Source organism: Synechococcus sp. BS55D (genome assembly GCF_004332415.1).
Classification (GTDB): Bacteria; Cyanobacteriota; Cyanobacteriia; order PCC-6307; family Cyanobiaceae; genus Synechococcus_C.
Genome location: NZ_PHQT01000003.1, coordinates 377,693 through 400,326, shown reverse-complemented (window position 1 = coordinate 400,326; position 22,634 = coordinate 377,693). Strand labels below are relative to the sequence as shown.

23 protein-coding genes and 1 pseudogene are annotated in these 22,634 nt (G+C 63.8%); 19 read left to right on the top strand and 5 right to left on the bottom strand.

What is annotated here, in order from left to right; all coding sequences use genetic code 11:
- Positions 1 to 34 precede the first annotated feature (34 nt).
- Entirely contained in the window at positions 35 to 1,603 is a 1,569-nt protein-coding gene (locus CWE16_RS09085) for a Na/Pi cotransporter family protein (protein WP_236629663.1), read from the top strand.
- On the top strand, positions 1,600 to 1,980 hold the full coding sequence (locus tag CWE16_RS09080) for a hypothetical protein (protein WP_131594782.1): 381 nt from the start codon (positions 1,600 to 1,602) through the stop codon (positions 1,978 to 1,980). Before CWE16_RS09085 ends, CWE16_RS09080 begins: the two co-directional genes overlap by 4 nt.
- A 10-nt stretch (positions 1,981 to 1,990) precedes the next feature.
- On the opposite strand, the gene CWE16_RS09075 is transcribed toward CWE16_RS09080, so the two are convergent.
- Positions 1,991 to 2,827: a carbohydrate ABC transporter permease gene (locus tag CWE16_RS09075; RefSeq protein ID WP_131594780.1), complete on the bottom strand. Its 837-nt coding sequence runs from the start codon at positions 2,825 to 2,827 to the stop codon at positions 1,991 to 1,993.
- Between the two features lie 3 nt (positions 2,828 to 2,830).
- Positions 2,831 to 4,453: a 2-isopropylmalate synthase gene (locus CWE16_RS09070; RefSeq protein ID WP_131594778.1), complete on the bottom strand. Its 1,623-nt coding sequence runs from the start codon at positions 4,451 to 4,453 to the stop codon at positions 2,831 to 2,833.
- Positions 4,454 to 4,578: 125 nt separating this feature from the next.
- On the opposite strand from CWE16_RS09070, the gene CWE16_RS09065 reads away from it, so the two are divergent.
- The gene (locus CWE16_RS09065) at positions 4,579 to 6,147 is read left to right on the top strand and encodes a glycoside hydrolase family 57 protein (RefSeq protein ID WP_131594776.1); all 1,569 of its coding nucleotides are present in this window, start codon (positions 4,579 to 4,581) and stop codon (positions 6,145 to 6,147) included.
- Here CWE16_RS09065 and crtL read toward each other — a convergent pair.
- Together crtL and gyrA are read right to left on the bottom strand one after the other, a co-directional pair.
- Positions 6,114 to 7,367 (bottom strand): lycopene beta cyclase, encoded by a 1,254-nt coding sequence (crtL, locus tag CWE16_RS09060; RefSeq protein WP_131594774.1) that lies wholly within the window; start codon positions 7,365 to 7,367, stop codon positions 6,114 to 6,116. The two genes, CWE16_RS09065 and crtL, sit on opposite strands and share 34 nt — an antisense overlap.
- 2 nt (positions 7,368 to 7,369) lie before the next feature.
- Positions 7,370 to 10,000, bottom strand: a complete 2,631-nt coding sequence (gene gyrA, locus CWE16_RS09055; RefSeq protein WP_131594772.1) for a DNA gyrase subunit A — start codon at positions 9,998 to 10,000, stop codon at positions 7,370 to 7,372.
- Positions 10,001 to 10,142: 142 nt separating this feature from the next.
- On the opposite strand from gyrA, the gene CWE16_RS09050 reads away from it, so the two are divergent.
- The 5 genes and pseudogenes from CWE16_RS09050 to rsmD form a co-directional block, all read left to right on the top strand.
- Positions 10,143 to 10,814: a CAAD domain-containing protein gene (locus CWE16_RS09050; protein WP_131594770.1), complete on the top strand. Its 672-nt coding sequence runs from the start codon at positions 10,143 to 10,145 to the stop codon at positions 10,812 to 10,814.
- 49 nt (positions 10,815 to 10,863) lie between these two features.
- Complete coding sequence (locus CWE16_RS09045) at positions 10,864 to 12,027, top strand: GuaB3 family IMP dehydrogenase-related protein (RefSeq protein WP_131454778.1); 1,164 nt, start codon at positions 10,864 to 10,866, stop codon at positions 12,025 to 12,027.
- 237 nt (positions 12,028 to 12,264) lie between these two features.
- Positions 12,265 to 12,588 carry a thioredoxin gene (gene trxA / locus CWE16_RS09040; protein WP_131454387.1) on the top strand — a complete coding sequence of 108 codons (324 nt, stop codon included), beginning with the start codon at positions 12,265 to 12,267 and terminating at the stop codon, positions 12,586 to 12,588.
- A 43-nt stretch (positions 12,589 to 12,631) separates the two neighbouring features.
- On the top strand, positions 12,632 to 13,240 hold the full coding sequence (hisH, locus tag CWE16_RS09035) for an imidazole glycerol phosphate synthase subunit HisH (RefSeq protein WP_236629662.1): 609 nt from the start codon (positions 12,632 to 12,634) through the stop codon (positions 13,238 to 13,240).
- Positions 13,207 to 13,788 (top strand): annotated as a pseudogene (rsmD, locus tag CWE16_RS09030) (16S rRNA (guanine(966)-N(2))-methyltransferase RsmD); the annotation flags it as partial. The gene hisH and the pseudogene rsmD, both read left to right, overlap by 34 nt.
- A 13-nt stretch (positions 13,789 to 13,801) precedes the next feature.
- Here the strand turns inward: rsmD and petG are convergent.
- The gene (gene petG, locus CWE16_RS12295; RefSeq protein ID WP_015110794.1) at positions 13,802 to 13,915 is read right to left on the bottom strand and encodes a cytochrome b6-f complex subunit V; all 114 of its coding nucleotides are present in this window, start codon (positions 13,913 to 13,915) and stop codon (positions 13,802 to 13,804) included.
- A 56-nt stretch (positions 13,916 to 13,971) separates the two neighbouring features.
- Here petG and CWE16_RS09020 point away from each other — a divergent pair, with 56 nt between their 5' ends.
- From CWE16_RS09020 to CWE16_RS08970, 11 genes are all read left to right on the top strand, one after another.
- Positions 13,972 to 14,361 carry a c-type cytochrome gene (locus CWE16_RS09020; RefSeq protein ID WP_131594764.1) on the top strand — a complete coding sequence of 130 codons (390 nt, stop codon included), beginning with the start codon at positions 13,972 to 13,974 and terminating at the stop codon, positions 14,359 to 14,361.
- Complete coding sequence (locus CWE16_RS09015; RefSeq protein WP_131594762.1) at positions 14,358 to 15,104, top strand: RNA methyltransferase; 747 nt, start codon at positions 14,358 to 14,360, stop codon at positions 15,102 to 15,104. The genes CWE16_RS09020 and CWE16_RS09015 overlap by 4 nt, the downstream gene beginning before the upstream one ends.
- A 26-nt stretch (positions 15,105 to 15,130) precedes the next feature.
- Positions 15,131 to 16,309, top strand: a complete 1,179-nt coding sequence (locus CWE16_RS09010; RefSeq protein WP_201737984.1) for a serine hydrolase — start codon at positions 15,131 to 15,133, stop codon at positions 16,307 to 16,309.
- Positions 16,310 to 16,323: 14 nt separating this feature from the next.
- A complete protein-coding gene (locus tag CWE16_RS09005; protein WP_131594760.1) occupies positions 16,324 to 17,730 on the top strand; it encodes a DUF3370 domain-containing protein in 1,407 nt (468 codons plus the stop codon).
- Positions 17,727 to 18,815: a magnesium chelatase ATPase subunit I gene (gene bchI / locus CWE16_RS09000; protein WP_131454393.1), complete on the top strand. Its 1,089-nt coding sequence runs from the start codon at positions 17,727 to 17,729 to the stop codon at positions 18,813 to 18,815. The genes CWE16_RS09005 and bchI overlap by 4 nt, the downstream gene beginning before the upstream one ends.
- A 20-nt stretch (positions 18,816 to 18,835) precedes the next feature.
- On the top strand, positions 18,836 to 19,318 hold the full coding sequence (gene ruvC / locus CWE16_RS08995; protein ID WP_131454394.1) for a crossover junction endodeoxyribonuclease RuvC: 483 nt from the start codon (positions 18,836 to 18,838) through the stop codon (positions 19,316 to 19,318).
- Positions 19,319 to 19,382: 64 nt separating this feature from the next.
- The gene (locus CWE16_RS08990; RefSeq protein ID WP_131594758.1) at positions 19,383 to 19,976 is read left to right on the top strand and encodes a 5-formyltetrahydrofolate cyclo-ligase; all 594 of its coding nucleotides are present in this window, start codon (positions 19,383 to 19,385) and stop codon (positions 19,974 to 19,976) included.
- 68 nt (positions 19,977 to 20,044) lie between these two features.
- Positions 20,045 to 20,251: a hypothetical protein gene (locus CWE16_RS08985; RefSeq protein WP_131594756.1), complete on the top strand. Its 207-nt coding sequence runs from the start codon at positions 20,045 to 20,047 to the stop codon at positions 20,249 to 20,251.
- A gap of 59 nt (positions 20,252 to 20,310) precedes the next feature.
- A complete protein-coding gene (locus CWE16_RS08980; protein WP_201737983.1) occupies positions 20,311 to 20,787 on the top strand; it encodes a hypothetical protein in 477 nt (158 codons plus the stop codon).
- Positions 20,788 to 20,790: 3 nt separating this feature from the next.
- Positions 20,791 to 21,252 (top strand): SufE family protein, encoded by a 462-nt coding sequence (locus tag CWE16_RS08975; protein WP_131594754.1) that lies wholly within the window; start codon positions 20,791 to 20,793, stop codon positions 21,250 to 21,252.
- Between the two features lie 36 nt (positions 21,253 to 21,288).
- Positions 21,289 to 22,623, top strand: a complete 1,335-nt coding sequence (locus CWE16_RS08970) for a homoserine dehydrogenase (protein WP_131594752.1) — start codon at positions 21,289 to 21,291, stop codon at positions 22,621 to 22,623.
- Positions 22,624 to 22,634 lie beyond the last annotated feature (11 nt).

Genomic DNA, 22,634 nt, shown 5'->3' with positions numbered 1-22,634 from the left:
CACGATCCTGATTCAGGTCGCGGTCGGCCTCGGCTTGTTCCTCCTCGGCATGACCGTGATGACCGAGGGCCTGCGGGCCCTCGCCGGCCGTCGCCTGCGAGCAACGCTGCTCCGCTTCACTCGCACCCCCCTGTCCGGAGCGATCGCAGGGGCGGCGGGCACTGCGCTTCTCCAATCCTCGAGCGCAACGACTGTGGCGACCGTTGGCTTTGTCAGCGCCGGGTTAATCCGCTTCGAGTCGTCTCTGGGGATCATCTTCGGCGCCAACATCGGCAGCACCGGTCTTGGCTGGCTCGTGGCCGTGATCGGCCTGAAGCTCAACATCACCAGCCTGTTCACCCCAGCCATTCTGGTGGGTGCCGTTCTGCGCTTGATCGGTCGGCAACGCACACCAGCCATCGGCTCAGCCCTGGCCGGATTTGGGTTGGTGATTCTTGGAGTCAGTCAGCTGCAGCAGGCCATGGCCGGCCATGGGCCCCTGCTGACGACCACGGCGCTGGACGGCCTCGACCTGATCAGTCGCTTGCAACTGGTGCTGCTTGGCCTGCTGGCCACGTTGATCACCCAGTCCTCCGGCGCCGGCGTGGCGACCACGCTCACCGGTCTTACCGCCGGAGCCCTAACCCTTCCGCAGGCCTGCGCTCTGGTGATCGGGATGGATGTGGGCACCACAGTCACGGCGCTGATCGCCAGCCTTGGGGGCAGCCTGAGCGCCAGGCGCACTGGCCTGGCGCACGTGGTGTTCAACCTGGCCACAGCACTGATGGCGCTCGTCCTGCTGCCGCTGTATCTGAAAGGGCTGGATCTCGCTTGGCCTGGGGGCATGGGTCTGGATGTCCCCTTTGCGCTGACGGCCTTTCACACCGGCTTCAACTTGCTGGGGGTGGTGATCGCCCTGCCGCTGACCAGTCCGTTCGCCGCGTTGATTCGCTCCTTGGTGCCAGAGCACCGCGGCCGAGGGCCCTGGCAGCTGGGGCAACACCCCCCCGCAGATCTCTCCGTAGCGATCAACCTGGCCTTGGCGGCCCAGGGGGCGCTCTGGAGGCAACAGATCCTGCTCTTGATCGAAACCCTGGGCGGACAGCCGCCAGAACCGGTGCAACTGCACTTGGAGGATTTGGCGCGGTCCCTGGGCCAAGCGGAGCACTTCCTTGATCAACTCCATCTCGTGAACCTGAATCGCCAACAGGTGGAGGCTCTGCTGCATCTGCTGCATGCCCTCGATCACCTCCAACGGCTGCAGGGTCGGCTGGCGGAACAGGAACGGACCCAGTGCCTGCAAAGCGCAGAGACATTGGCTGCGCCCCGGCGCATGCTGCTGACGTTGCTCCTGCGACTCCCAGGCGATCTGGACCAGAGACGCTGGCTGGCACTTCAGAAGCGCTGCAGCATGGTGGCATCCCTGCTGGATCGACAACTGGACCAGGAACGGCATCGGCTGATCGCCCGATCGGCTGATGGGCAACTCAGCCTTGAAGACAGCGGCCTCCAGCTCGATGCGCTGCGTTGGGCTCAGCGCGTGGGTCACCATCTGGATCGACTCAGCGACCACCTGGGAACGGCAACGCTCGGACTGGGTCTCAACGGGGGGAGAAACGCATGAACGGATCCGGCTGGAAGTTACTGCCCGCAGCCCTGGTGTCGCTGCTCACCGTTCTGTTTCTGGTGCTCTGGCAAGCCCTGGCTCAGCAAACGGCGGTTCTGAAGAACCTTCAGGAGCAAGTGGAGGCGATCGAACAGCGGGAGGAAGTGAACAACCGCAGGCTGCTGGAGGAACAGATGGGCACCTTGCGGCTCCGTCAACAGAGCCTCGAGCGGCAGTTCAGCGATCTGCTCAAAGCCGTCAAGCAACAACGGGAGCAGGAAGAGAAGCAGGCGCGGGAACGCCAGAAAGCGGAGCAACAACCAGAAGCAAACGGTCGACCGTTTCTCCCACCACCTCCCCGACTGGAACTGCCCCTGCCGGCTCCTCAGGAGTAAGCAATCCCCCCTACCCCTTCACCGCATCGCTGCTGGCGCTGGGCAGGATGTAGCGCTGAAGTAACACGAACAGCACAAGCACCGGCAGGATCGAAACCACAGATCCGGCCGCCACGATGCGCCAATCGAGGGAGAAGCTGCTCGCCAATTGCTGCAGCCCAAGCGGAAGCGTGTAGAGCTGAGGATCGTCGAGAATGACCAGCGGCCAGAGGAAATCACTCCAGGTGCCGATGAACACAAACATCGCCAAGGTGATCAGATCGGCGCGGGCTGCAGGAATCATCACGTTCCACCACTCGCCGAGCTTGCTGCAACCATCGATGCGAGCCGCTTCCTCTAGCTCCACGGGTACGGCCAAAAAGCTCTGACGCAGGAGATAGAGCCCAAACGCAGTGGCGGCCTGGGGAATCACCAGGGCCATCAAGGTGTTGCGTAGCCCCAGCTGCACCATCAGGAGATAGAGGGGAATCATCACCACCTGAAAGGGAATCAGGATGGTGGCAACCACCAGGGCCAGCACCAGGCCACGACCTGCAAAGCGCATGCGCGCCAGGGGGTAGGCGGCCAGGGAGCAGAACAGCAAATTGGCCACAACCGCGAGCACGCTCACGATCGTGCTGTTCAGCAGATAGAGCCCCAGGGGATTGTCCTGAAAGAGTCGGCGATAGGCCTCCAGACTGGGCTGCGCTGGAAGCAGGGCTGGGGGGCTGGAGAAAATGTCTTCAGAAGGCCCCTTGAGCGAGGTGCTGACCAGCCAGAGCAGGGGCACCAGCACAACCAGAGCCAACAGAATCAACAGCAGAAGCTGAAGCAGCGGTGCTAAGCGGGAGCGCACGCCTGAAGCCATGGATCAAAGGCTGGCCCGGAGTTCGGCGTCGGCGGTGTCCCGCTGGGGATGAATGGCGGAACGGCTGGTTCCGGCCACCAAGCGATTGAGCGCATTCACAAAGGCCTGGGCCGCCGCCACCACGACATCGGTATCTGCGGAGTGCCCCGAATAAAGCTCGCCATCGCGGCGCAGACGAATCGTGACTTCTCCTATGGCATCGATGCCTTCGGTGACCGATTTCACCGAGAACTCCATGAGCTCATTGGGGACCTCCGCTAGGGCATTGAGGGCGCGGCACACGGCATCCACAGGTCCAGTGCCGATCGCTGCCGTGGTCTGCTCGCGGCCTTCCTCATCAGCCAGGGTGACGGTGGCCGTTGGCTGAAGGCTGCTGCCGCAGCTTACCTGCACCAGCTTGAGCTGGTAGCGGGCTTCAGGCTGCTGCACCTGCTCGCTCACGATCGCTTCCAGGTCGCGATCGGTGATCTCCCGCTTGCGATCCGCCAGATCCTTGAAGCGTGCAAAGGCCTCATCGAGATCCTCACGGCTGAGGTCATAACCGAGCTCCTCCAGACGGGCCCGGACGGCACTGCGACCGCTGAGCTTGCCGAGGGAGATGCGGTTATCGCTCAGACCGACGGTGCGCGCATCAACGATCTCGTAGGTGAGCCGGTTCTTGAGCACGCCGTCCTGGTGAATGCCCGACTCATGAGCAAAGGCATTGGCACCCACGATCGCCTTATTTGGCTGCACCACCATGCCGGTGAGATTCGAGACCAGGCGGGAGGTTTTGGTGATCTCCTCGGTGCGAACGGCCGTCAGCGGCGTTGGGGAATCCTCAGGGCGACCGAAGAATGGGTTGTAGTAGCGGCGGCGCACATGCAAGGCCATCACAAGCTCTTCCAGGGCCGCATTACCCGCCCGCTCACCGATGCCATTGATGGTGCACTCCAACTGCCGGGCACCGTTTTTCACTGCCTCCAGGAAGTTGGCCACAGCAAGGCCTAAGTCGTTGTGACCATGCACCGACAAGACCGCCTCATTGATGTTGGGCACGTGCTGATCGATGCCAGCGATCAGCATCCCGAATTCTGAAGGGGTGGTGTAGCCAACGGTGTCCGGGATGTTGATGGTGCTGGCCCCTGCAGCAATGGCGGATTCAATCACCTCATAAAGGAATTCCGGATCGCTGCGGCCAGCGTCCTCGCAGGAGAACTCCACGTCCTCGACGAGGGAGCGGGCGTAAGCCACCATCTCGGGAACGATCGCCAGCACCTCCTTGCGGCTCTTGCGCAGCTTGTGCTCGAGGTGGATATCGCTGGTGGCAATGAAGGTGTGGATACGACGGCGCGGAGCCGGGGCCACCGCATCGGCGCAGGCCTTGATGTCGCCGCGGGAGGCGCGGGCGAGGCCGCAGATGATCGGGCCCTGATCACCACCCACCTGCTGGGCGATGCGCTGAACGGCATTGAAATCGCCAGGGCTGGCAAAAGGAAAACCCGCTTCGATCACATCCACACCCAAGCGGGCCAGCTGCTGAGCGATGGCCAGCTTCTCTTCAAGGTTCAGGCTGGCGCCTGGAGACTGCTCACCATCCCGGAGGGTGGTGTCGAAGATCAGTACGCGGCCGGGATCCTTGGCCATGGCAGCAGCCTCGACAGGTGTTAGTCGGAATGACTATGAGTTAGCCCACTCTAAGCGACTGCTCCCGGCCCTACAGCTGGAGGCGGCAGTTGACAGTACATTCAGTTGCCCGGGATGGATAGAACGTGGCCGAAGGCGCACTGGCCCTGGTTCTCCACGCCCATCTGCCCTATGTGCGCGCCAACGAGCCCGACTCCCTTGAGGAGGACTGGTTTTTTCAGGCGCTGATCGAGTGCTACCTCCCCCTGCTGGAGGTGCTGGAAGCGGCCGCAGCCGATCCGCTGCAGCAGCCCCGGCTCACCATGGGGCTCTCGCCCACCCTGCTGTCGCTGCTAGCCGATCCCACCCTTCGGCAGCGCTTCCCCGCCTGGATCGGCACACGCCAGCAGCTGCTTAAGAAAGCTCCTGGCGACCAGCGCGAGGCTGCTGAGCATCTGACCGCCTGCTTCAGCCGCCATCTCAAACGCTGGACCGCCTGCGACGGCGATCTGATTCCCCGCTTCGCCACCCTGCAACGGCAGGGCGTTCTCGACCTACTCACCTGCGGAGCCACCCATGGCTATCTGCCGCTGCTGCGGGAACACCCAGAGGCGGTGCGGTCCCAGCTGCGCACTGCGGTTCGCGAACACCAAAGACTGATCGGGGAACGGCCCTTAGGCATCTGGTTACCGGAGTGCGCCTACTACGAAGGACTGGATCAATGGATGCGTGACGCAGGGCTGCGTTACGCCGTGCTGGACGGCCATGGCCTCCTGCATGCCAAGCCTCGCCCCCGTTACGGGGTGTATGCACCAATCGTGAGCCGGCAGGGGGTGGCCTTCTTCGGGCGCGACAGCGACGCCACCCTGCCGGTGTGGTCAGCACGGGATGGCTATCCAGGCGATCCGGCCTACCGGGAATTTCATCGAGATCTCGGCTGGGATCTGCCCAAGGAGGACCTCACAACCCTCGGGCTGCCGACCGAACGGCCCTTAGGTCTGAAACTCCATCGCGTCAGCGACCTGCAAGCCCCCCTGGATCAGAAGCAGCCCTACCAACCGCTCGAGGCTGAAGGTCGCTGCGCCATCCATGCCAGGCATTATTTACAAGGACGGCGCGCGCAGCTGGAGAACCTGCGAGCCGGCATGGCGATTCCACCCTTGCTCGTGGCGCCATTTGACGCGGAGTTGTTCGGCCATTGGTGGTTTGAAGGCCCTCGCTTTCTGGGTGAACTGTTTCGTCAAGCTCCGAGCGAGGGAGTGAGCTTCAGCACGCTGCGAGGCGTGCTCAGCAGCCAGCCCAATCTCCAACTGTGCGACCCCTGTCCATCGAGCTGGGGCCAGGGGGGCTTCCACGATTACTGGCTCAATCAGAGCAACGCCTGGATCGTGCCGGAGTGGAGTCGGGCCGGGAGGGCGATGGTGGAGCGCTGCAGCCGCGGCGTTGGCAGTGAGAGCGATCTGCGTCTGCTCCACCAGGCGGGCCGCGAGCTGCTGCTGGCCCAGTCATCCGACTGGAGCTTCATCCTGCGGGCCGGCACCACCACCGAACTCGCCAAGGAAAGGATCGAGCGCCACCTTGAACGCTTCTGGCGGCTGATGGCAGCGATTGATCGGCGAGAAGACCTGCCCGAACAATGGCTTGAGGAAGTAGAGGCTGAGGATGCCCTTTTCCCCCTGATTCAGCCGGCCGACTGGAGGAACGTGGGACGTTGATGCGTCCCAGCCCCCAGCACCAGCCCCCGCCGCAGCTCCCAGGGCGAAAGCACAAACAAACGCAGCATCACCGCCATCAATCTGGGCAAGGACAACGTATTGGTGAGGAAGCCAAACCACTCTTCCCGCGGCAATGAGAAGAACGTTGAGAAATGGGTGCGCAGCAAGGCTTCGTTGAAGCCCATCAAGCGGCCCAGGCCGTATTGATAGAGCTGATGGCGAAGCACCAGTTCGATCGGCCAGAGCGATTGCCAACCCCGTTGCGACAAGGCGGCTGAACCAAGGCTTGGATTGGCGAGGGCTTCGGAGATGGCCTGGGCCAGATCCGGACCTCGCCGCAGCAGCGATCCCACCATGTAGCCCGAGGCCGGATGCACCATGCTCGCCGCACCTCCAAAAGCCAGCACCGGTTGGCTGCGGTCTGGCAGCGGCAGGTTCATCGGGAAGAGGCAGAACTCCTCATGGATCACCTCGATGATTTCCACGCCGCGCAGATCCAGGCGTTGCTGCAGCCGTTGCTTGAGCACGTCGTAGGGAACACCGGGGGCCAAAGCAAGCGAGGTCTCTTCCACGAAGAACACCCCATCGCCCAGATCCATCGCATACAGAAACGTGGGTGGTTCGTGGCGTTGCACCTCACTGAGATGATCACAGCGGTAGTCCATCAGCACAAACCGGCCTGCCTCAATTGGCGGTTTAGAAAACCGCCCCACCACGCCATAGGCCGCCTGGCCCGCCACCGGTCCCTGATCCGGGCGGCGAATGTGGGGCGTGCGCGACCCGGAAGCATCAATCACCAAGCGCGCCTGCAACATCGTTCCCGACACGCAGCTGACGCTGGTGGTGGCACCATTCACCTCTAGCCGCTGGGCGGTGTCTTGATGCCAGACCACGCCATCGGCCCGCTCCAGCCAATAGCGCTGCAAGGCAGCACGATCAAACAAGCCGTAGTCGATCCCGTGCGCATGGCTCTGATCCTGAGCCGTTGAGCCGCCGTCGCCGAAATAACTGACGGTGTCGCTCCAGCGGTGCTCCAGCAAGTGCTCGAGACCTACCGCTTTGAGTTCATCGGCCCAGATGCCGTAGGTGTTCGGCCAGGGGGCATCCACCGGATCGGGGGCGATAGCCGCAACAGCCACCCCGCGTTGGTTGAGTTCCGAGGCGATGCAGAGGGCGGCAGGGCCGCCCCCGAGCACCAGCACATCCACCGGCTCAGCCAAGGTCAGCTGTCCTTGGGCTCAGCGCTGGCGGCAGTCTCAGCAGCCTCGCCTTCAGCTTCAGCTTCGCTCGCCTCATCCGATTCGGCTTCTGGCGGTACCAGCACCACTTCCGAGAGACGATCGCCCTTGTCGAGACGCTGCAGACGCACCCCCGTGGCCGCCCGTGACTGCTGGGGGATGGCATCGGCGCTCGTGCGCACAATCACCCCCCTCTCACTCACCAGCAACACCTCCTCTCCGGCACCAAGCACCCGCAGGCCTACCAAGGCATCGGCATCGGTGCGGAACTTCATCGCTCGCAGGCCCATGCCCGCCCGCTTCTGAAGGCGGAATTGGGTGACCGGCACCCGCTTACCCAATCCGGAGGCCGAAGCCACCAGCACCCAGGGGCCATCGCTGGCCGCGCCGGCCTCATCATCCTCGGAGTCGTCATCGCTGCTCTGGGCCACCCGATCGGCCAGCTCCACCGGCAACACGTCCATGCTCACCAGGGCATCACCATCGCGCAGATTCATCGAGCGCACACCCCGTGCTGTGCGTCCAAGAGGCCGCAGCTCCTCATCGCTGAGGCGGAAATGGATGGTCATGCCAGCCTTGGAGCCAATCAAGACGCTGTCGCCGGGAACCGCAAGGCGCACCCAGGTGAGGGCATCTCCCTCTTCAAGACCGATCGCGATCAAACCGTTGGAGCGGATGTTGCTGAAGGCCGACAGGCGTGTGCGCTTGATGAAGCCGCCCTGGGTGAGCATCAACAGATCGGTGTCGTCGTTGAACTCCGAGACCGCCAGCAGCGAGGTGATCAATTCCTCGCGCGGGATTGGCAACAACTGCACCACCGGCGTGCCCTTGGCGGTGCGGCTGCATTGGGGGACCCGATACGCCGGCAGGGCATAGGACACCCCCCGATCACTGAACAGCAGCAGGGTGTCGTGATCGTTGCAGCCGATAAACAGCTTCACGGCCTCCTCCCCCTGGCTACGGGTGCCGGCCTTGCCGCGGGTGCCGCGACTGGTGGCTTCAAACTCGCTCACCGGCATGCGCTTGAGGTAGCCGGTTTCGGTGAGCAGCACCACCGAGCGCTCATTGGCGATCAGGTCGATATCTTCCAGCCCACCTGCGAGATCGAGAATCTCCGTGCGGCGCTGAACCGGGTAGCGCTCACGCAGCTGCGTGAGCTCGTCCTGAATGATTCCGAACACTCGCTCGCGACGGCCGAGGATGTCCTTGTAGTCGGCAATTTTGGTGACCAGATCCTCGTGCTCAAGACGGATCTTGTCCGCTTCCAGGGCCGTAAGCCTGCGCAGCTGCATCTGAAGGATGGCGTCAGCCTGGATCTCGCTGAGGCCATGGCGGTCCTGCAGCTGCTGACGAGCCGTGGCCGTATCGGGAGCAGCCCGGATCAGGGCAATGATCGGGTCGAGCTGATCAAGGGCCAGCAGCAAGCCCAGAAGGATGTGGTCGCGCTCTTCGGCTTTACGCAGCAGGTAGCGGGTGCGCCGCTCAATCGTCTCGACCCGGAAGTCGAGGAACACCTGCAGCATCTTGCGCAAGGTGAGCAGGATCGGCTCACCATTCACCAGCGCCAGCATGTGAGCGCTGAAATTGCTTTGCAGTGGAGTGAGCTTGAACAGGTTGTTCAGCACCACCTGCGGGTAGGCATCACGGCGTAGCTCCACCACGATGCGCATGCCATCGCGATCACTTTCATCGCGGATATCGGAGATGCCCTCCAATTTCTTGTCATTCACCATCTCGGCGATGCGCTCGATCAGCGCCGCCTTGTTGGTTTGGTAAGGCAACTCGGTGATGATCACCGCGTCTCGATCGGGCCGGCCAGGCACCTCCAGTGTTTCGATCGCCGCGACCCCCCGCATCGTCACCGAACCACGGCCACTGAGATAGGTCTCGCGGATGCCCGAGCGGCCCAGGATCTGACCACCGGTGGGGAAATCGGGGCCCGGAATGATCTGCATCAGAGCGTTGTCATCGAGCTCCGGGTTCTCGATCAGCGCCAAGAGTCCGTTGATGAGCTCAACGAGGTTGTGGGGGGGGATGTTGGTCGCCATTCCCACGGCGATGCCGGCTGAGCCGTTGAGCAACAGCTGGGGGATCCGGGCTGGCAGCACGGTGGGCTCCTGCTGGGAGCCGTCGAAGTTGTCGGCGAAATCAACCGTTTCCGCCTCGATGTCCTCCAGCAGGCTGTCGGTGGTGAGCGCCTGGAGCCGCGATTCGGTGTAACGCATGGCCGCCGGCGGGTCGTTATCGACCGAACCGAAGTTGCCGTGCCCATCAATGAGGGGCATCGACATCGAGAAGTTCTGGGCCATGCGCACCAGGGCGTCGTACACCGCCGTGTCGCCGTGGGGGTGGTACTTACCAAGCACCTCACCCACCACACGGGCGCACTTCCTGTAGGGCCGATCGCTCGTCAGCCCCAGCTCGTACATCGCATAGAGGATGCGTCGATGCACTGGCTTGAGTCCATCGCGTGCGTCAGGCAGGGCGCGCCCGACGATCACGCTCATCGCGTACTCAAGATAGGAGCGCGACATCTCGTTGCGCAGATCCGTCTGAATGATCCGACCGTCGGATTCTCCGGGACCGCCGCTGCCGGGCCCCACTGGATCCGCCATAAAAGACCTGATTTGCCTTCGTTCAGTTTATCGCGAACGGTTCAGACGTCTTGCGTGAGGGATCACTACGGGATCAGCAGCAAGAGTCGCCACTGCGGGCAGACGCCTTTAAGCTCCCTGCCCGTGAACCAACGCGGCTTCCATGACGACCGACCCCTCCAGCAGCAGCACCCCAGGGGCGGGCAACGAGCAGCCGTTGCAGGACACAGCCGCCGTGCCGAGCGAGCCAACCCCTTCAAGCACCCCCGAGACAAGCACTGGCAGCTCGAGCGCTGAAGACACGAGCGCTTCAAGCAACAGTCCGGCCAGTCTGAATGCAGCGGTCACGAGCCCTACGATCCTGGGCCAAGAGTCGGCAGCTGCCACTGAGCCAGCCGCCAGCATCGAAACAGCGGTCACAACGCCTCCTCTCGATCCGGCCATTGCCAGCCGCGTCACCGTGCCAGCAGCCATGAGCCCCGACCCTGGCCAGGCCGATCTGGAGAACGGTGAAGGCGGGGAATGGGATCTGCTCAGCGAGAAGCTACGCAGCTGGTGGCAGGAACAGGATCTTGATCATCAATGGCAGCGCCTGCGTCAGCCTCTGCTGCTGGGGGTAGGCCTGGTTGGCTTGATCCTGGTCATACGGATCTACAGCGGCATCCTTGCGGCAATCGCCACGGTTCCTCTGGCCCCACGCCTGTTCGAACTGGCGGGAGTGAGCTGGTTGGCCTGGTTCTCTGTCACTCGTCTTGTTCGGAGTGATGAGCGGCGCAAGGTGCTCACCGCCGTCAGTGGCCGCTGGCAAGCGTTCCGGGGCGGCGGCAAGGGCTGAGACCCTTCAACACCGCTTGGTAGCTTGTCTGGATCTTCATTGGCTTGCGGTGAACATTCAGCTCGGTCGCTCCAAGGTTGTCCGCCGGGCCTATGGCATCGACGAGATCGCCCTTGTGCCTGGCGGTCGAACCGTTGATCCCGAGGTCACAGACACCCGCTGGAGCCTGGGGGGCATCGAACGGGAAATTCCGATCATCGCCAGCGCCATGGATGGTGTGGTGGATGTGGACATGGCCGTTCAGCTCTCTCAACTGGGGGCCCTGGGTGTGCTCAACCTTGAGGGTGTTCAGACCCGCTACGAAGACCCGAACGCCGTTCTCGACCGCATTGCAGCGGTGGGCAAGGACGCCTTCGTCCCCCTGATGCAGGAGATCTACAGCCAGCCTGTTCAGGAGAGCCTGATCCGCAAGCGCATCCAAGACATCAAAGCCAAAGGTGGCATCGCCGCAGTGAGCGGCACCCCCGTGGCAGCCATGCGATTCGGCAAAGCAATCGCTGAGGCCGGTGCCGACCTCTTCTTCGTGCAGGCCACCGTGGTCTCCACCAACCACATCGGTCCAGAAGGGCAAGACACCCTCGACCTTGAGGCCCTCTGCCGAGACATGGGAGTCCCCGTCGTGATCGGCAATTGCGTCACCTACGACGTGGCCCTGCAGCTGATGCGCGCTGGCGCCGCCGGCGTGATGGTGGGCATCGGCCCCGGAGCCGCCTGCACATCCAGGGGAGTCCTTGGTGTGGGCATCCCCCAGGCGACTGCCGTGGCTGACTGCGCCGCCGCCCGGGAGGACTACCAGCGCGAAAGCGGCCGATACGTTCCGATCATTGCCGATGGCGGCATCGTCACCGGTGGTGACATCTGCAAGTGCATCGCCTGTGGAGCCGATGCCGTGATGATCGGCTCACCGATCGCTCGTGCCGAGGAAGCCCCCGGCCGTGGCTTCCACTGGGGCATGGCCACCCCTAGCCCAGTCCTGCCCCGGGGCACTCGCATCAACGTCGGCAGCACCGGCAGCCTGGAGCGCATCCTGCGGGGTCCCGCGAAACTGGATGATGGCACTCATAACCTGCTGGGATGCCTTAAAACCTCGATGGGAACCCTCGGGGCTCAAACCATCCGCGACATGCAGCAGGTGGAGGTCGTTGTTGCCCCCTCACTGCTCACCGAAGGCAAGGTTTACCAGAAGGCCCAGCAGCTGGGCATGGGCAAATAAGCCAACCCCAAAATCAAGAGAGTCGCAAAACAAGACCCGTGCGACACCATCAAGACAAGCGTTAATCTTGCCCTTGTGGGGGCTTCGGCCCACACACTCCTCACACCCCCCGGCCCGACGCGCTCGGGCTTTTTGTTTTGCCCAGGTGAGCATCACAGTTCGCCTCAGTCACCATCTCGGCACTGAATAAATCCGCTGATGGTTGCTAAGTTTCAGTGAAAATCCAGGTCAGATCGAATGTCCAGCGCTGCTGCCGTCACCGATGCCTCCTTCGAGCAGGACGTGCTCCAGAGCGACGTGCCTGTGCTGGTTGACTTCTGGGCCCCCTGGTGCGGCCCCTGCCGCATGGTGGCTCCGATCGTCGACGAAATCGCCAAGGAATTCGAAGGCAAAATCAAAGTGTTCAAGCTGAACACCGACGAAAATCCAAACGTCGCCAGCCAATACGGCATTCGCAGCATCCCCACGCTGATGGTGTTCAAGGGCGGTCAGAAGGTAGACACCGTGGTCGGCGCCGTTCCCAAGGCGACCCTCTCCGGCACGATCTCCAAGTACCTCTGATCGCTTCCCCATCACCTTGAGGATTGGGCTGATTGATTACGGGATGGGGAACCTGCACTCGGTGCAGACCTCATTCGCACGTCTCGATCAGCCGCTAGAGATGGTCCATGGCCCAGATAACCTGGAGTCCTGCGATGCGTTGATCCTTCCTGGTGTCGGAGCCTTCGACCCAGCAATGGCTCAGCTTGCGCAGACAGGCCTCATTCCCCACCTGCAGCAGTGGCACGCCGAAGCGAAACCGCTGCTGGGAATCTGTTTAGGCCTGCAACTCTTATTTGAACGCAGCGAGGAAGGCAGACGCCCCGGGCTTGGCCTGCTGAAGGGCCATGTGAGGCGGCTTCCGGGTGATGCCGGAGAACGCATCCCCCACATGGGCTGGGCACCTCTCCAGGTGTCGCATCCCTGCCCGCTTCTCGGACACGATGAGCGAGAGGAATGGATGTATTTCGTTCATTCCTATGCCGCCGCTCCAGAGCAGCCTGAGGTGCTCGCTGCCAGCGCGCCCTTCGGTCGAGGTCAGGCCACGGCCATGGTCTGGAGCGGGCGGCTGGGGGCTTGCCAGTTTCATCCTGAAAAATCAGGTGACGCAGGGCAGCGATTGCTTCAACGCTGGCTGCAATGGCTCGAGCGCAGCGCCCCTTGCCAGGCGTGAAAGGAAGCGCTGCCAAAGGTGAGCTGCGACTCAGTGGAGGCCGCCGCCTCAAAAGCCCGAAAGGGGACGGCACCCGACCCACCACAGGCCTTGTGCGGCAGGCGGTGATGAACATGCTGGCCCCAGAGCTCCACGGCTGCCATTGGCTTGACCTCTGCAGCGGCAGTGGCGTGATGGGTTGCGAAGCGATGCTCAGGGGGGCGATGAGGGTGCTCGCTATTGAGAAGAATCCAGGCACTGCAGCAATCTGCCGCGACAACATGGCGGCCACCGCCACTGGCTTATCGCCCTCACCAAGCCACAGCGTGATTTGTGCCGACCTCAGACACTGGCTTGGCACAGGGCGACCTGAATCTGACCCTGGATTTGACCTGGTGTATTTCGATCCCCCCTACGCTGCGGGGTTATATGCGCCAGGCCTGGACTTACTGCTCAGAGGTCAATGGCTCCGCGATGGAGCACTGGTGATCTGCGAACACGCCATACAAGCAATCCCCGAGCTGCCTCAGGGTTGGCAACTCAGGGACCAGCGGCGCTATGGCAACAGCGGTCTGCTGCTGATCAGCCCCCCAGGGCACTGCCCCGGCGGTACTGGTTCCAGGCAGCAACAAACAGACCCACCAGGGTGACGGGGATCAGACCCAGAACGATGCCGCAGAGCAGAGGTTCAATCATGTCGTCGCGACCGATGAAAAGATTGAGCACAATTGTTTCATGGCCAGGCCGCGACCGTGACAGCTCCGTCATCAACTGCTGTAGGGCCCGTGGGGCAGAAGCGGGGCCTGATCGCCGCGCTGGTGAGTGTTGCAGCCATAACCTGCATCGTGCTGATCCTCTGGGTGATGGGCAGCGCAGGACGGGATCCCTACGTGCGGGCCACCCTCCAACTCAGTGGTGATGCCGACCATGGCGGCCAGATCTTCCGAATCAATTGCGCCGGCTGCCATGGCCTGGCAGGTCAAGGGCTGGTGGGCCCGAATCTGCATGGCATCGCCGACCGCCGCAGCGACCCCTCACTGATTCACCAGGTGGTGAGTGGAGCGACGCCACCCATGCCCCGCTTCGAAGTCGAACCTCAAACGATGGCCGATCTGCTCGCCCATCTCAAATCCCTCGAATGAGCCCCACCCAACAGCTCTGCGTGGTGCTGGTGGAACCCTCAGGACCGCTCAACGTGGGGAGCGTCGCCAGGCTCTGCGCCAATTTCGGAATCCAAGACCTACGCCTGGTGGCACCTCGCTGCTCCAGCGCTGACCCCGAGGCTCAGCGCATGGCCGTGCACGGTCTGGCGGTACTCGAGCAGGCTCGCTGTTACCCCGACCTGATCAGTGCTCTGGCGGACTGCCGGCGGGTCGTGGCCACCTGCGGACGGCTCGACCATGGCGAGATTCCCTTGCATCCGCCTGAACAGGTGCTGCCCTGGCTGTTGAACGCTCCGGAAGCAGAGGACGGCGACAGCCCTCGGGCGGCGCTGGTGTTCGGGCGGGAGGACCGGGGCCTCAGCAACGATGAGCTGCTGCTCAGCCAGCGGGTGATTCAGCTGCACAGCCACGCCAGCTACCCCTCCCTAAACCTCTCCCATGCCGTTGCGGTGGTGCTCCACGAACTGGAACGCCTACGCCGCGGCAACGCCCCCAATGATAGCCAGCCCTCACCAGCTGGTCCCAGCGAGCTAGAGCCCTGCCTGAAGGATGCGGAAGCACTGCTGCTGGAGGTTGGCTTTCTCCTGGAGCACACCGCCCATGCACGCATGGCCAAGCTGCGTGGCCTGTTGCAGCGAGCCATGGTCAGGAGCGAGGAGGTCGCTCTCGTCCGCGGCATGGTGCGTCAGCTGCGCTGGGCGATTCACCGGGACCGCTCTTAACCTCGGCAGACCCTTGCAGCCCAACGGTGAGCAGCAGCCGATCCCGTCGCCCAGAAGCTGGCTGGCGCCGCCCTCTCATGCTGCTAGTGCGCCTGATGCTCTTGGGCATCGGCCTTGGCGTGATCAGTGGCTCAGCCCTGAAGATGCTCGCCCCCCATGTTTCCCAGGGAGGCACTGGCGCAGGGGCTAGCGGGATGCCCTTACCCGACTGGCTGAACCCCAAGCTCCTCCAGGGGGCGATCAGCACAGGACCCCAGGCCCTTCCAAGCACCACACGCCGCAGCGGCTTCGCCTCCAGCCTCGGTCGTTTCGAAACCAAAACCGAACTCACAGCCCTCAGCCAACGCTGGCAGGAACTGGCTGGCTCCCAGAAGGATTTACAAGTCAGCGCCTTCCTGCTGCTGCTCGATGACGGCCGCTACGCCCAGCTGAATCCCGACACCGCGCTGCCTGCGGCGAGCTCGATCAAAACCCCGATCCTGCTGGTGGCCCTGGAGTTGCTGGATGCTGGCACCCTCAGCTGGAACGAACCCCTTACCCTCACGAAAACCACCGTTGGCGGCGGCGCTGGATGGATGGCCTCCAAACCGATCGGCACCCGTTTCCCCACCCATGAGGTGGCCACAGAAATGATCCGGGTGAGTGACAACAGCGCCACCAACCTGCTGATCGAAAGGGTCGGCGGCAAGGAAGAGCTCAATGCACGCTTCAACGCCCTCGGCCTGAGCGCCACAGCGGTGAACAACTGGCTTCCGGATCTGGAGGGCACCAACACCACCAGCGCCCGCGACCTGGCCCGCTCCATCGCGCTGGTGGACACCGGCGAAACCCTGGGCCCCAGGAGCCGTGATCTGTTCCGAGAGGTGATGGGCACCTCACGGACCAACCGGCTGCTGCCTGGAGGCCTGCTAGAAGGCCTGGGCGGCGAGCAGGGAGAACCTGACGACAGCCTGATGATCAAGGGCTATCGGGTATTGAACAAAACCGGGGACATCGGCATCGCCTATGCCGACGCGGGACTGATCGAGCTCCCCGATGGCAGCAGAGCCGTTGCTGCATTTGTGGTGAAAGGGCCTTTCAACGACCCCCGCTCCACCGAACTGATCCGCGAGATGGCCGCTGCCATGGCACCGGTGCTGAAGCCCAAACCACCGGTGGTGCGCAAGCCGCCTAAAACAAGAGCGACCGCCAGCACCACGCCATGATGGCCCAACCGCTGATGTCCTTCGCCGCCCTGAGCCGCGCGCTCGCCACAGCTGCCGCAGCAGTCGGCGTAGCAGTCGGCCCCGCGCTGGCGGGCGAAGACTCCAAGCCGAAGACAGCTGACATATTCCAGCGCCAACAGAGCGTTCGCCCCCTGCCTGGACAACTGGATGGGGTGCTGATGGTCAACGACAACAACCCCGAACTGATCACCGGTGAAGGGATCCTGCTCTCAACCTTCCCGGACCCCCCAGGCCTCAATCTGCCTTTGAGCGGTCGCTTTGACCTGTTCAGCCACCACGTGTATGCGGGCAAGCCGGAGTCGCTCGATTCCACCCTCTGGCTGGCACTGGTAGCGGAGCCGGCGGCGGATGGGCCGGTGACCCTGGAGCTGCTGGGGGGGAGCACCTCCCTCTCCCAGGCCACCCGCAAGGGGCAGACAGCCGCCCCCTTCCTGCCTCTGCCATCGCTGATGGCGGAAACCAGCAGTCCGATCGCTGCAGGGCCTGGCAGCCGCGTGGCCGGGGATCTGCTCCGGGGCAACCAGGCTCAAGAGCTAGCCAGCCGCTGGGAGATCAGTCCCGGAGAAGCCAGCCCTCTGGTGGTGCTGCCAATCCCGGTGGCAGGCCTCGACCCTCTGCTCAATGGCCGCAACCTGCAGCTGCGCCTTCGCAGCTCAGCCCCGGTCTACGTCGCCACCCTGGCGGCCTATGGCGAAGGAGCCTCAGCGCCGCCGGCATCCCACTGGCAGTCATTGCTGGACGCGGGCACGCTCAGCCCTAAAGAGCACCAGCCCACTCCGCGGGGAAGCAAGGGAAAGATCATCTATTCCAGGGTCAGCGGCGTCCAGATCGGCAGCCTCTGGCGGGCCACCCTCAGTGATCCCGGCTCCAACAGCCTGATCGTCCAGGACAAAGCGATCTCCTGGCCGATCAGCAGCCTTGAACGTGGCGATCTCGGCACCGGGCAGGTGCAGACCGCAGAGCTCAAGGTGTTCTCTGAAGGCACCGCCTGGGCAGCCCACGGCAACTACGGCGTCGAATACGACCTCACCCTGCCGCTACACAACCCCGGGCCCGGAAGCCGCAGGGTCGCGATCGCGCTGGAATCCCCCTTCAAGAACGGCAGCACCAGCAGCAGCCTGCGCTTCAAGACCCCGGCCAGCGGTCCTGTGATGTTCAGAGGACCGGTGGAAGTGAGCGGCTTGGATGGGGCCAACGGACGGCCCCTTGGCCGACGGCGCCTCCATCTGGTGCTGCGACAGGGGCAAGAAGGGCCTGTCCTCGGCCAAGTCACCCTGGCCCCGGGCCAGAGCCGCAAGGTGCGGGTCAGACTGGTGTATCCGGCTGATGCCACCCCACCGCAGGTGCTCACCGTCCTGCCTGTGAAACAATCCATCTCTGTGCAGCGCGTCAGCCCGTGAGTTCAACCCGGAAGCGCAGGGTTTTCCCCTTCACCGCCGTGATCGGCCAGGAGGAGATGAAACTGGCCCTGCTGCTCAACGTGATCGATCCCCGCATCGGCGGCGTGATGATCATGGGTGACCGTGGCACAGGGAAATCCACCACCATCCGTGCCTTGGCGGATCTACTGCCTGGCATCGAGGTGGTAGCCGGCGATCCCTACAACAGCTCCGCCACCGACCCTGATCTCCAGAGCAGCGAGGTGCGCCAGCGCCTGGAGCATGGGGAAAGCCTGACCACCGAAACTCGCCAGGTGCCCATGGTGGACCTGCCCCTCGGGGCCACCGAAGACCGCCTCTGCGGCACCATCGATATCGAAAAGGCACTCAGCGAGGGTGTTCGCGCCTTCGAGCCTGGACTGCTGGCCAAAGCCAATCGCGGCCTGCTCTACGTCGATGAGGTGAACCTTCTCGACGATCACCTGGTGGACGTTCTGCTCGATTCAGCCGCCTCCGGCTGGAACACGGTGGAACGGGAAGGGGTGTCGGTCCGCCACCCAGCCCGCTTCGTGTTGATCGGTTCTGGCAACCCTGAGGAGGGTGAACTACGCCCGCAGCTGCTCGACCGCTTTGGCATGAGCGTGGAGGTGCGCACGGTGCGCGACCCAGAGCTGCGCGTGCAGGTGGTCGATCAGCGCACCGCCTTCGACAGCGATCCCGAGGGCTTTAGTTCCGCGGTGGAAACCAACCAGAACGCTTTGCAGCAAAGGGTTGTTGAAGCACAGAATCGCCTACCCCAGGTTCAGATCGACGACGACCTGCGCCTGCGCATCTCGGCCATCTGCGGTGAGCTGGATGTCGATGGCCTGCGGGGTGACATCGTCACCAACCGAGCGGCGAGGGCCCTTGCGGCATTCGAAGGCCGTACGGAAGTCAGTGAAGACGACGTGGCCCGAGTGGCCTCCTGCTGCCTGCGTCACCGCCTGCGTAAGGACCCGCTCGAGCAGGTGGATTCCGGCGACAGGGTGGTGAAGGTGTTCTGCAAGGTGTTTGAGCGCGGTGAAGGCAGCGATCGCGGCGCCTTCGAGCTGGCCCTGGCGGCCTGAACGGAACCGCCGTCCGACCGATGCGGATCCTCGGTCTTGATCCAGGCCTCGCCCGAGTGGGTTATGGCCTGATCGAGGTCACGGCCCGCTCAGGCCAGGTGCCGGGTCAGCAGCGCATGCTCGACTGCGGCATGATCCGCACCGATCCAGGTCGCTCCGAAGGCGAGCGCATGGTGGAGATCGCCCATGACCTGCGCCTGCTGATCCGCAGCTGGAAACCGGATCTGGCAGCCGTGGAGAAGTTTTTTTTCTACCGCTCCAGCACCACGATTTCGGTGGTGCAAGCCCGCGGGGTCTTGATGATGACTCTGGCCCGCTTCCGGATTCCGGCTGTGGAGTTTCCGCCGATGCAGATCAAGCAGGCCCTCACCGGTCATGGCCATGCAGACAAGGATGAAGTGCTCGAGGCGGTGATGCGCGAACTCGATCTGAGCGAGCCGCCGCGGCCCGACGATGCCGCCGATGCCCTGGCGGTGGCGCTCACCGGTTGGTTCCAGCAATGAGCAACAACCCTGACCAAGGCGGGTTCGAGGCATCGGCCCCAGATCGGTCGCTGGAGCTGCTGCCATGAACGGGAGAACTGCGGCTGAAGACAAAGCAGCGCTGCGCCAGCAACTGCGGGGACTGCGGCGCGCTGCCCTGACCCAGCAGGGCGATCTCGAGGAGCGGATCCGCCAACAGGTGCAACGGGAGATCGAACGCCGCGAGCATCTGGGACTCCTTCCTGGAGCGGTGGGGCTCTTCTGGCCCCTGGAGGGGGAGGTGGACCTACGGCCGCTGCGGTTCTGTCTGAGTCGCGCGGCCGCGCTGCCCCACGCCGATGGCCAAGGACGCTTGGAGTATCGCCGCTGGGAGAGCGGCCCCCTGGTACGCGACGGTTGCGGCATCCCTGCCCCGGTCGGAACGACTGCTCTAGAGGCGCAGCAGCTGAGCCTGCTGCTCGTTCCCGCCCTGGCGATCGATGAAGCGGGCACCCGCCTGGGCTATGGCGGCGGGTACTACGACCGGCTGCGCGCCCAGGCCGACTGGGGAGCGATTCCTGCCTTGGTGGTGCTCCCTGAGGCCTGCGTCCACGAACAGCCACTGCCACGAGAGACCTGGGATCAGCCCTTTGATGGCTGGGTCTGCGAAAGCGGCTGCAGGCTCCTTACAAGCTGTTGAGCAGAGGCACCCTGATTCGGTCAGTGCCGATCCTGTTTGACAGGATGTGCGCAGTGCATGCATCCGTTGTGTCTCAGGCCAGCCCGATCAGCCCTGCCCAGAGACTGCAGCAGCATGGTCTGGAGGCACCGACCCTCGCGCAGCAGGTGATTGCCCGTGAGCTGGCCGGCCGTCGCGAAGGGAGTCAGGCGCTGGAGATGATGCTGCAGGCAATGGGTTCGATGGTTCAGACACCAAAGGCCAACGTGGCCAGGCGTTGGTCCTCCGGTCGCTAGGCACGGCTAGCCAAGGGCTGCTGGATCCCACAGGATGGGGGCCTCCTTAACCGCGATTCATGGCCTCCCTGCTGCGCATCAGCCCGCTTCTGGCCCTCGGACTGGCCGCTGCGAATGTGGCTGTGCCTCGCCAGGCCGCGGCCCACGCGATTGAAAGCAGCCTGCACTATCTGAACGGATCACTCGAACTGAGCAGCAGTTTTTCGAGCGGTGAGCCTGCCAAGGATGCCGTCGTGCGGCTGCTGAAGGCTGATGGCAGCCCTGGACAGGAACTGGGCCGGATGGGGGAGGACGGACGCCTGGCGTTGACCCTCCCCCCCGATCTGCGGAATGGCCGGGTGGACCTGCAGGTGGATGGCGGCCCTGGCCACCGCGACTACCTCGAACTGCCGGTCCGCAATGGCCAGGTGCAGCTGGATCAGGTGAGCGAACAGCCCCATGGGCACCAGGCACTGTTCCAGTGGGCTGGCATCACGGCCCTACTGGGTAGCGCCGGCTTGGTCGTTAGTGTGCGTCGCTCACGCCGCAGCTCATAAGGCATGAACGGGAAGGAGGGCAGCGAAAGCCGATACGGCAGCGCAAGCCTGGACAAACTGGCAGAACGACTAAGTGGCACGCCAGACCCACGGAAACGTTACGAATACGTGCTGTGGCTCGCCAAAAAACTGCCAGACATGCCCCCGGAGCTACAAACCGACGACCGCAAGGTGCAGGGCTGCGTCTCCCAGGTGTTCATCGATGCCCAGCTTGATGACGGACGCGTCCTCTGGCAGGGGGCTTCCGATGCCCTGATCACCAAGGGATTGCTCGCCCTCCTGATTCAGGGACTCAGCGGCCTCACCCCGCAGCAGGTGCAGGCGGTCGATCCAGCCTTCATCGCCGCCACGGGACTCCAGGCCAGCCTCACCCCATCCAGGGCCAACGGCTTCCTCAACATCCTGCGCATGATGCAGGCCCAAGCACGACAGCTCGAGACAGGGAGCGACCCCTCCACTTCATAGAGTCGTTGGATCGAACCACGGATCGGACACATCCCCATGGCGACAAGGATCGGCATTGGCCTGTTGGGCCTGGGCACCGTGGGTGGCGGCGTAGCCGAGATCCTGCAGACCCCTGATGGTCGCCATCCACTGGTCGCTGACCTTGACCTTGTGCGCGTGGCCGTGCGCGACCTCAATCGCCCACGCCCCGTGGAGCTACCAGCCGATTGCCTGACCACCAACCCCGAGGCGGTGGTCGACGACCCCAATGTCCACGTGGTGGTGGAGGTCATGGGTGGGATTGAACCGGCCCGCACCCTGATCATGCGAGCGATCGCTGCCGGCAAGTCGGTGGTCACCGCCAACAAGGCCGTGATCGCACGTCACGGCGAGGAGATCGCAGCAGCAGCAGCCTCGGCAGGGGTCTACGTGCTGATCGAAGCAGCCGTGGGCGGCGGCATTCCGATCATCGAACCGCTCAAGCAATCCCTGGGCGGCAACCGCATTCAGAGGGTGAGCGGCATCATCAATGGCACCACCAATTACATCCTCAGCCGCATGGCCCAGGAGGGGGCCGACTACGACGCCGTGCTTCGCGATGCCCAGGAGCTCGGCTACGCCGAAGCCGACCCGGCTGCCGACGTGGATGGCCTGGATGCCGCCGACAAGATCGCAATCCTGGCTGGCCTGGCCTTCGGCGGTCCGATCCCCCGTGGCGGAATCCCCACCGATGGCATCAGCAGCCTGCAGAGTCGCGACGTGGACTACGCCACCCAGCTCGACTACGGCGTCAAACTCCTGGCCGTTGCCGAGCGCGCTGACAACACAGACACTGACAACGCAGACCGTGATGGAGGCCCCTCTCTCCCGCTAGCCGTTCGGGTGCAGCCAACCCTGGTCCCCCTGGATCACCCCCTGGCCGGGGTGCACGGCGTCAATAACGCCATCCTCGTGGAGGGGGATCCAATCGGGCGCGTGATGTTCTACGGCCCCGGAGCCGGCGCCGGCCCCACCGCCTCCGCCGTGGTGGCCGACATCCTCAACATCGCCGGCATCCAACAGCTCAACGACACCGATGGCCAGCTCGATCCTTTGCTGGCTGCCAGCAGCTGGCGCGCCTGCCACCTGGTGGAGAGCAGCGCAATCCGGCAACGCAATTATCTGCGTTTCCACACCGACGACACCCCTGGGGTGATTGGCCAAATCGGCACAAGCTTCGGCGATCACGGTGTTTCCATCCAATCGATCGTGCAATTCGATGCCAGCGATGCAGGCGCCGAGATCGTTGTGATTACCCACGAAGTGAGCAACGGCAACCTCGACAAGGCCCTTGCCGCGATCACGGCACGACCGGAGATCCGGGGGATCGCCGCCCACCTGGGCTGTCTCTGAGCGATCCCTGA

Bases quoted from the DNA above. Each gene is read 5' to 3' on its own strand.
- CWE16_RS09080 (WP_131594782.1), top strand. From the start codon at position 1,600: ATGAACGGATCCGGCTGGAAGTTACTGCCCGCAGCCCTGGTGTCGCTG.
- CWE16_RS09075 (WP_131594780.1), bottom strand. From the start codon at position 2,827: ATGGCTTCAGGCGTGCGCTCCCGCTTAGCACCGCTGCTTCAGCTTCTG.
- CWE16_RS09070 (WP_131594778.1), bottom strand. From the start codon at position 4,453: ATGGCCAAGGATCCCGGCCGCGTACTGATCTTCGACACCACCCTCCGG.
- gyrA (WP_131594772.1), bottom strand. From the start codon at position 10,000: ATGGCGGATCCAGTGGGGCCCGGCAGCGGCGGTCCCGGAGAATCCGAC.
- CWE16_RS09050 (WP_131594770.1), top strand. From the start codon at position 10,143: ATGACGACCGACCCCTCCAGCAGCAGCACCCCAGGGGCGGGCAACGAG.
- trxA (WP_131454387.1), top strand. From the start codon at position 12,265: ATGTCCAGCGCTGCTGCCGTCACCGATGCCTCCTTCGAGCAGGACGTG.
- hisH (WP_236629662.1), top strand. From the start codon at position 12,632: ATGGGGAACCTGCACTCGGTGCAGACCTCATTCGCACGTCTCGATCAG.
- petG (WP_015110794.1), bottom strand. From the start codon at position 13,915: ATGATTGAACCTCTGCTCTGCGGCATCGTTCTGGGTCTGATCCCCGTC.
- CWE16_RS09015 (WP_131594762.1), top strand. From the start codon at position 14,358: ATGAGCCCCACCCAACAGCTCTGCGTGGTGCTGGTGGAACCCTCAGGA.
- CWE16_RS09005 (WP_131594760.1), top strand. From the start codon at position 16,324: ATGTCCTTCGCCGCCCTGAGCCGCGCGCTCGCCACAGCTGCCGCAGCA.
- ruvC (WP_131454394.1), top strand. From the start codon at position 18,836: ATGCGGATCCTCGGTCTTGATCCAGGCCTCGCCCGAGTGGGTTATGGC.
- CWE16_RS08990 (WP_131594758.1), top strand. From the start codon at position 19,383: ATGAACGGGAGAACTGCGGCTGAAGACAAAGCAGCGCTGCGCCAGCAA.
- CWE16_RS08980 (WP_201737983.1), top strand. From the start codon at position 20,311: ATGGCCTCCCTGCTGCGCATCAGCCCGCTTCTGGCCCTCGGACTGGCC.
- CWE16_RS08975 (WP_131594754.1), top strand. From the start codon at position 20,791: ATGAACGGGAAGGAGGGCAGCGAAAGCCGATACGGCAGCGCAAGCCTG.
- CWE16_RS08970 (WP_131594752.1), top strand. From the start codon at position 21,289: ATGGCGACAAGGATCGGCATTGGCCTGTTGGGCCTGGGCACCGTGGGT.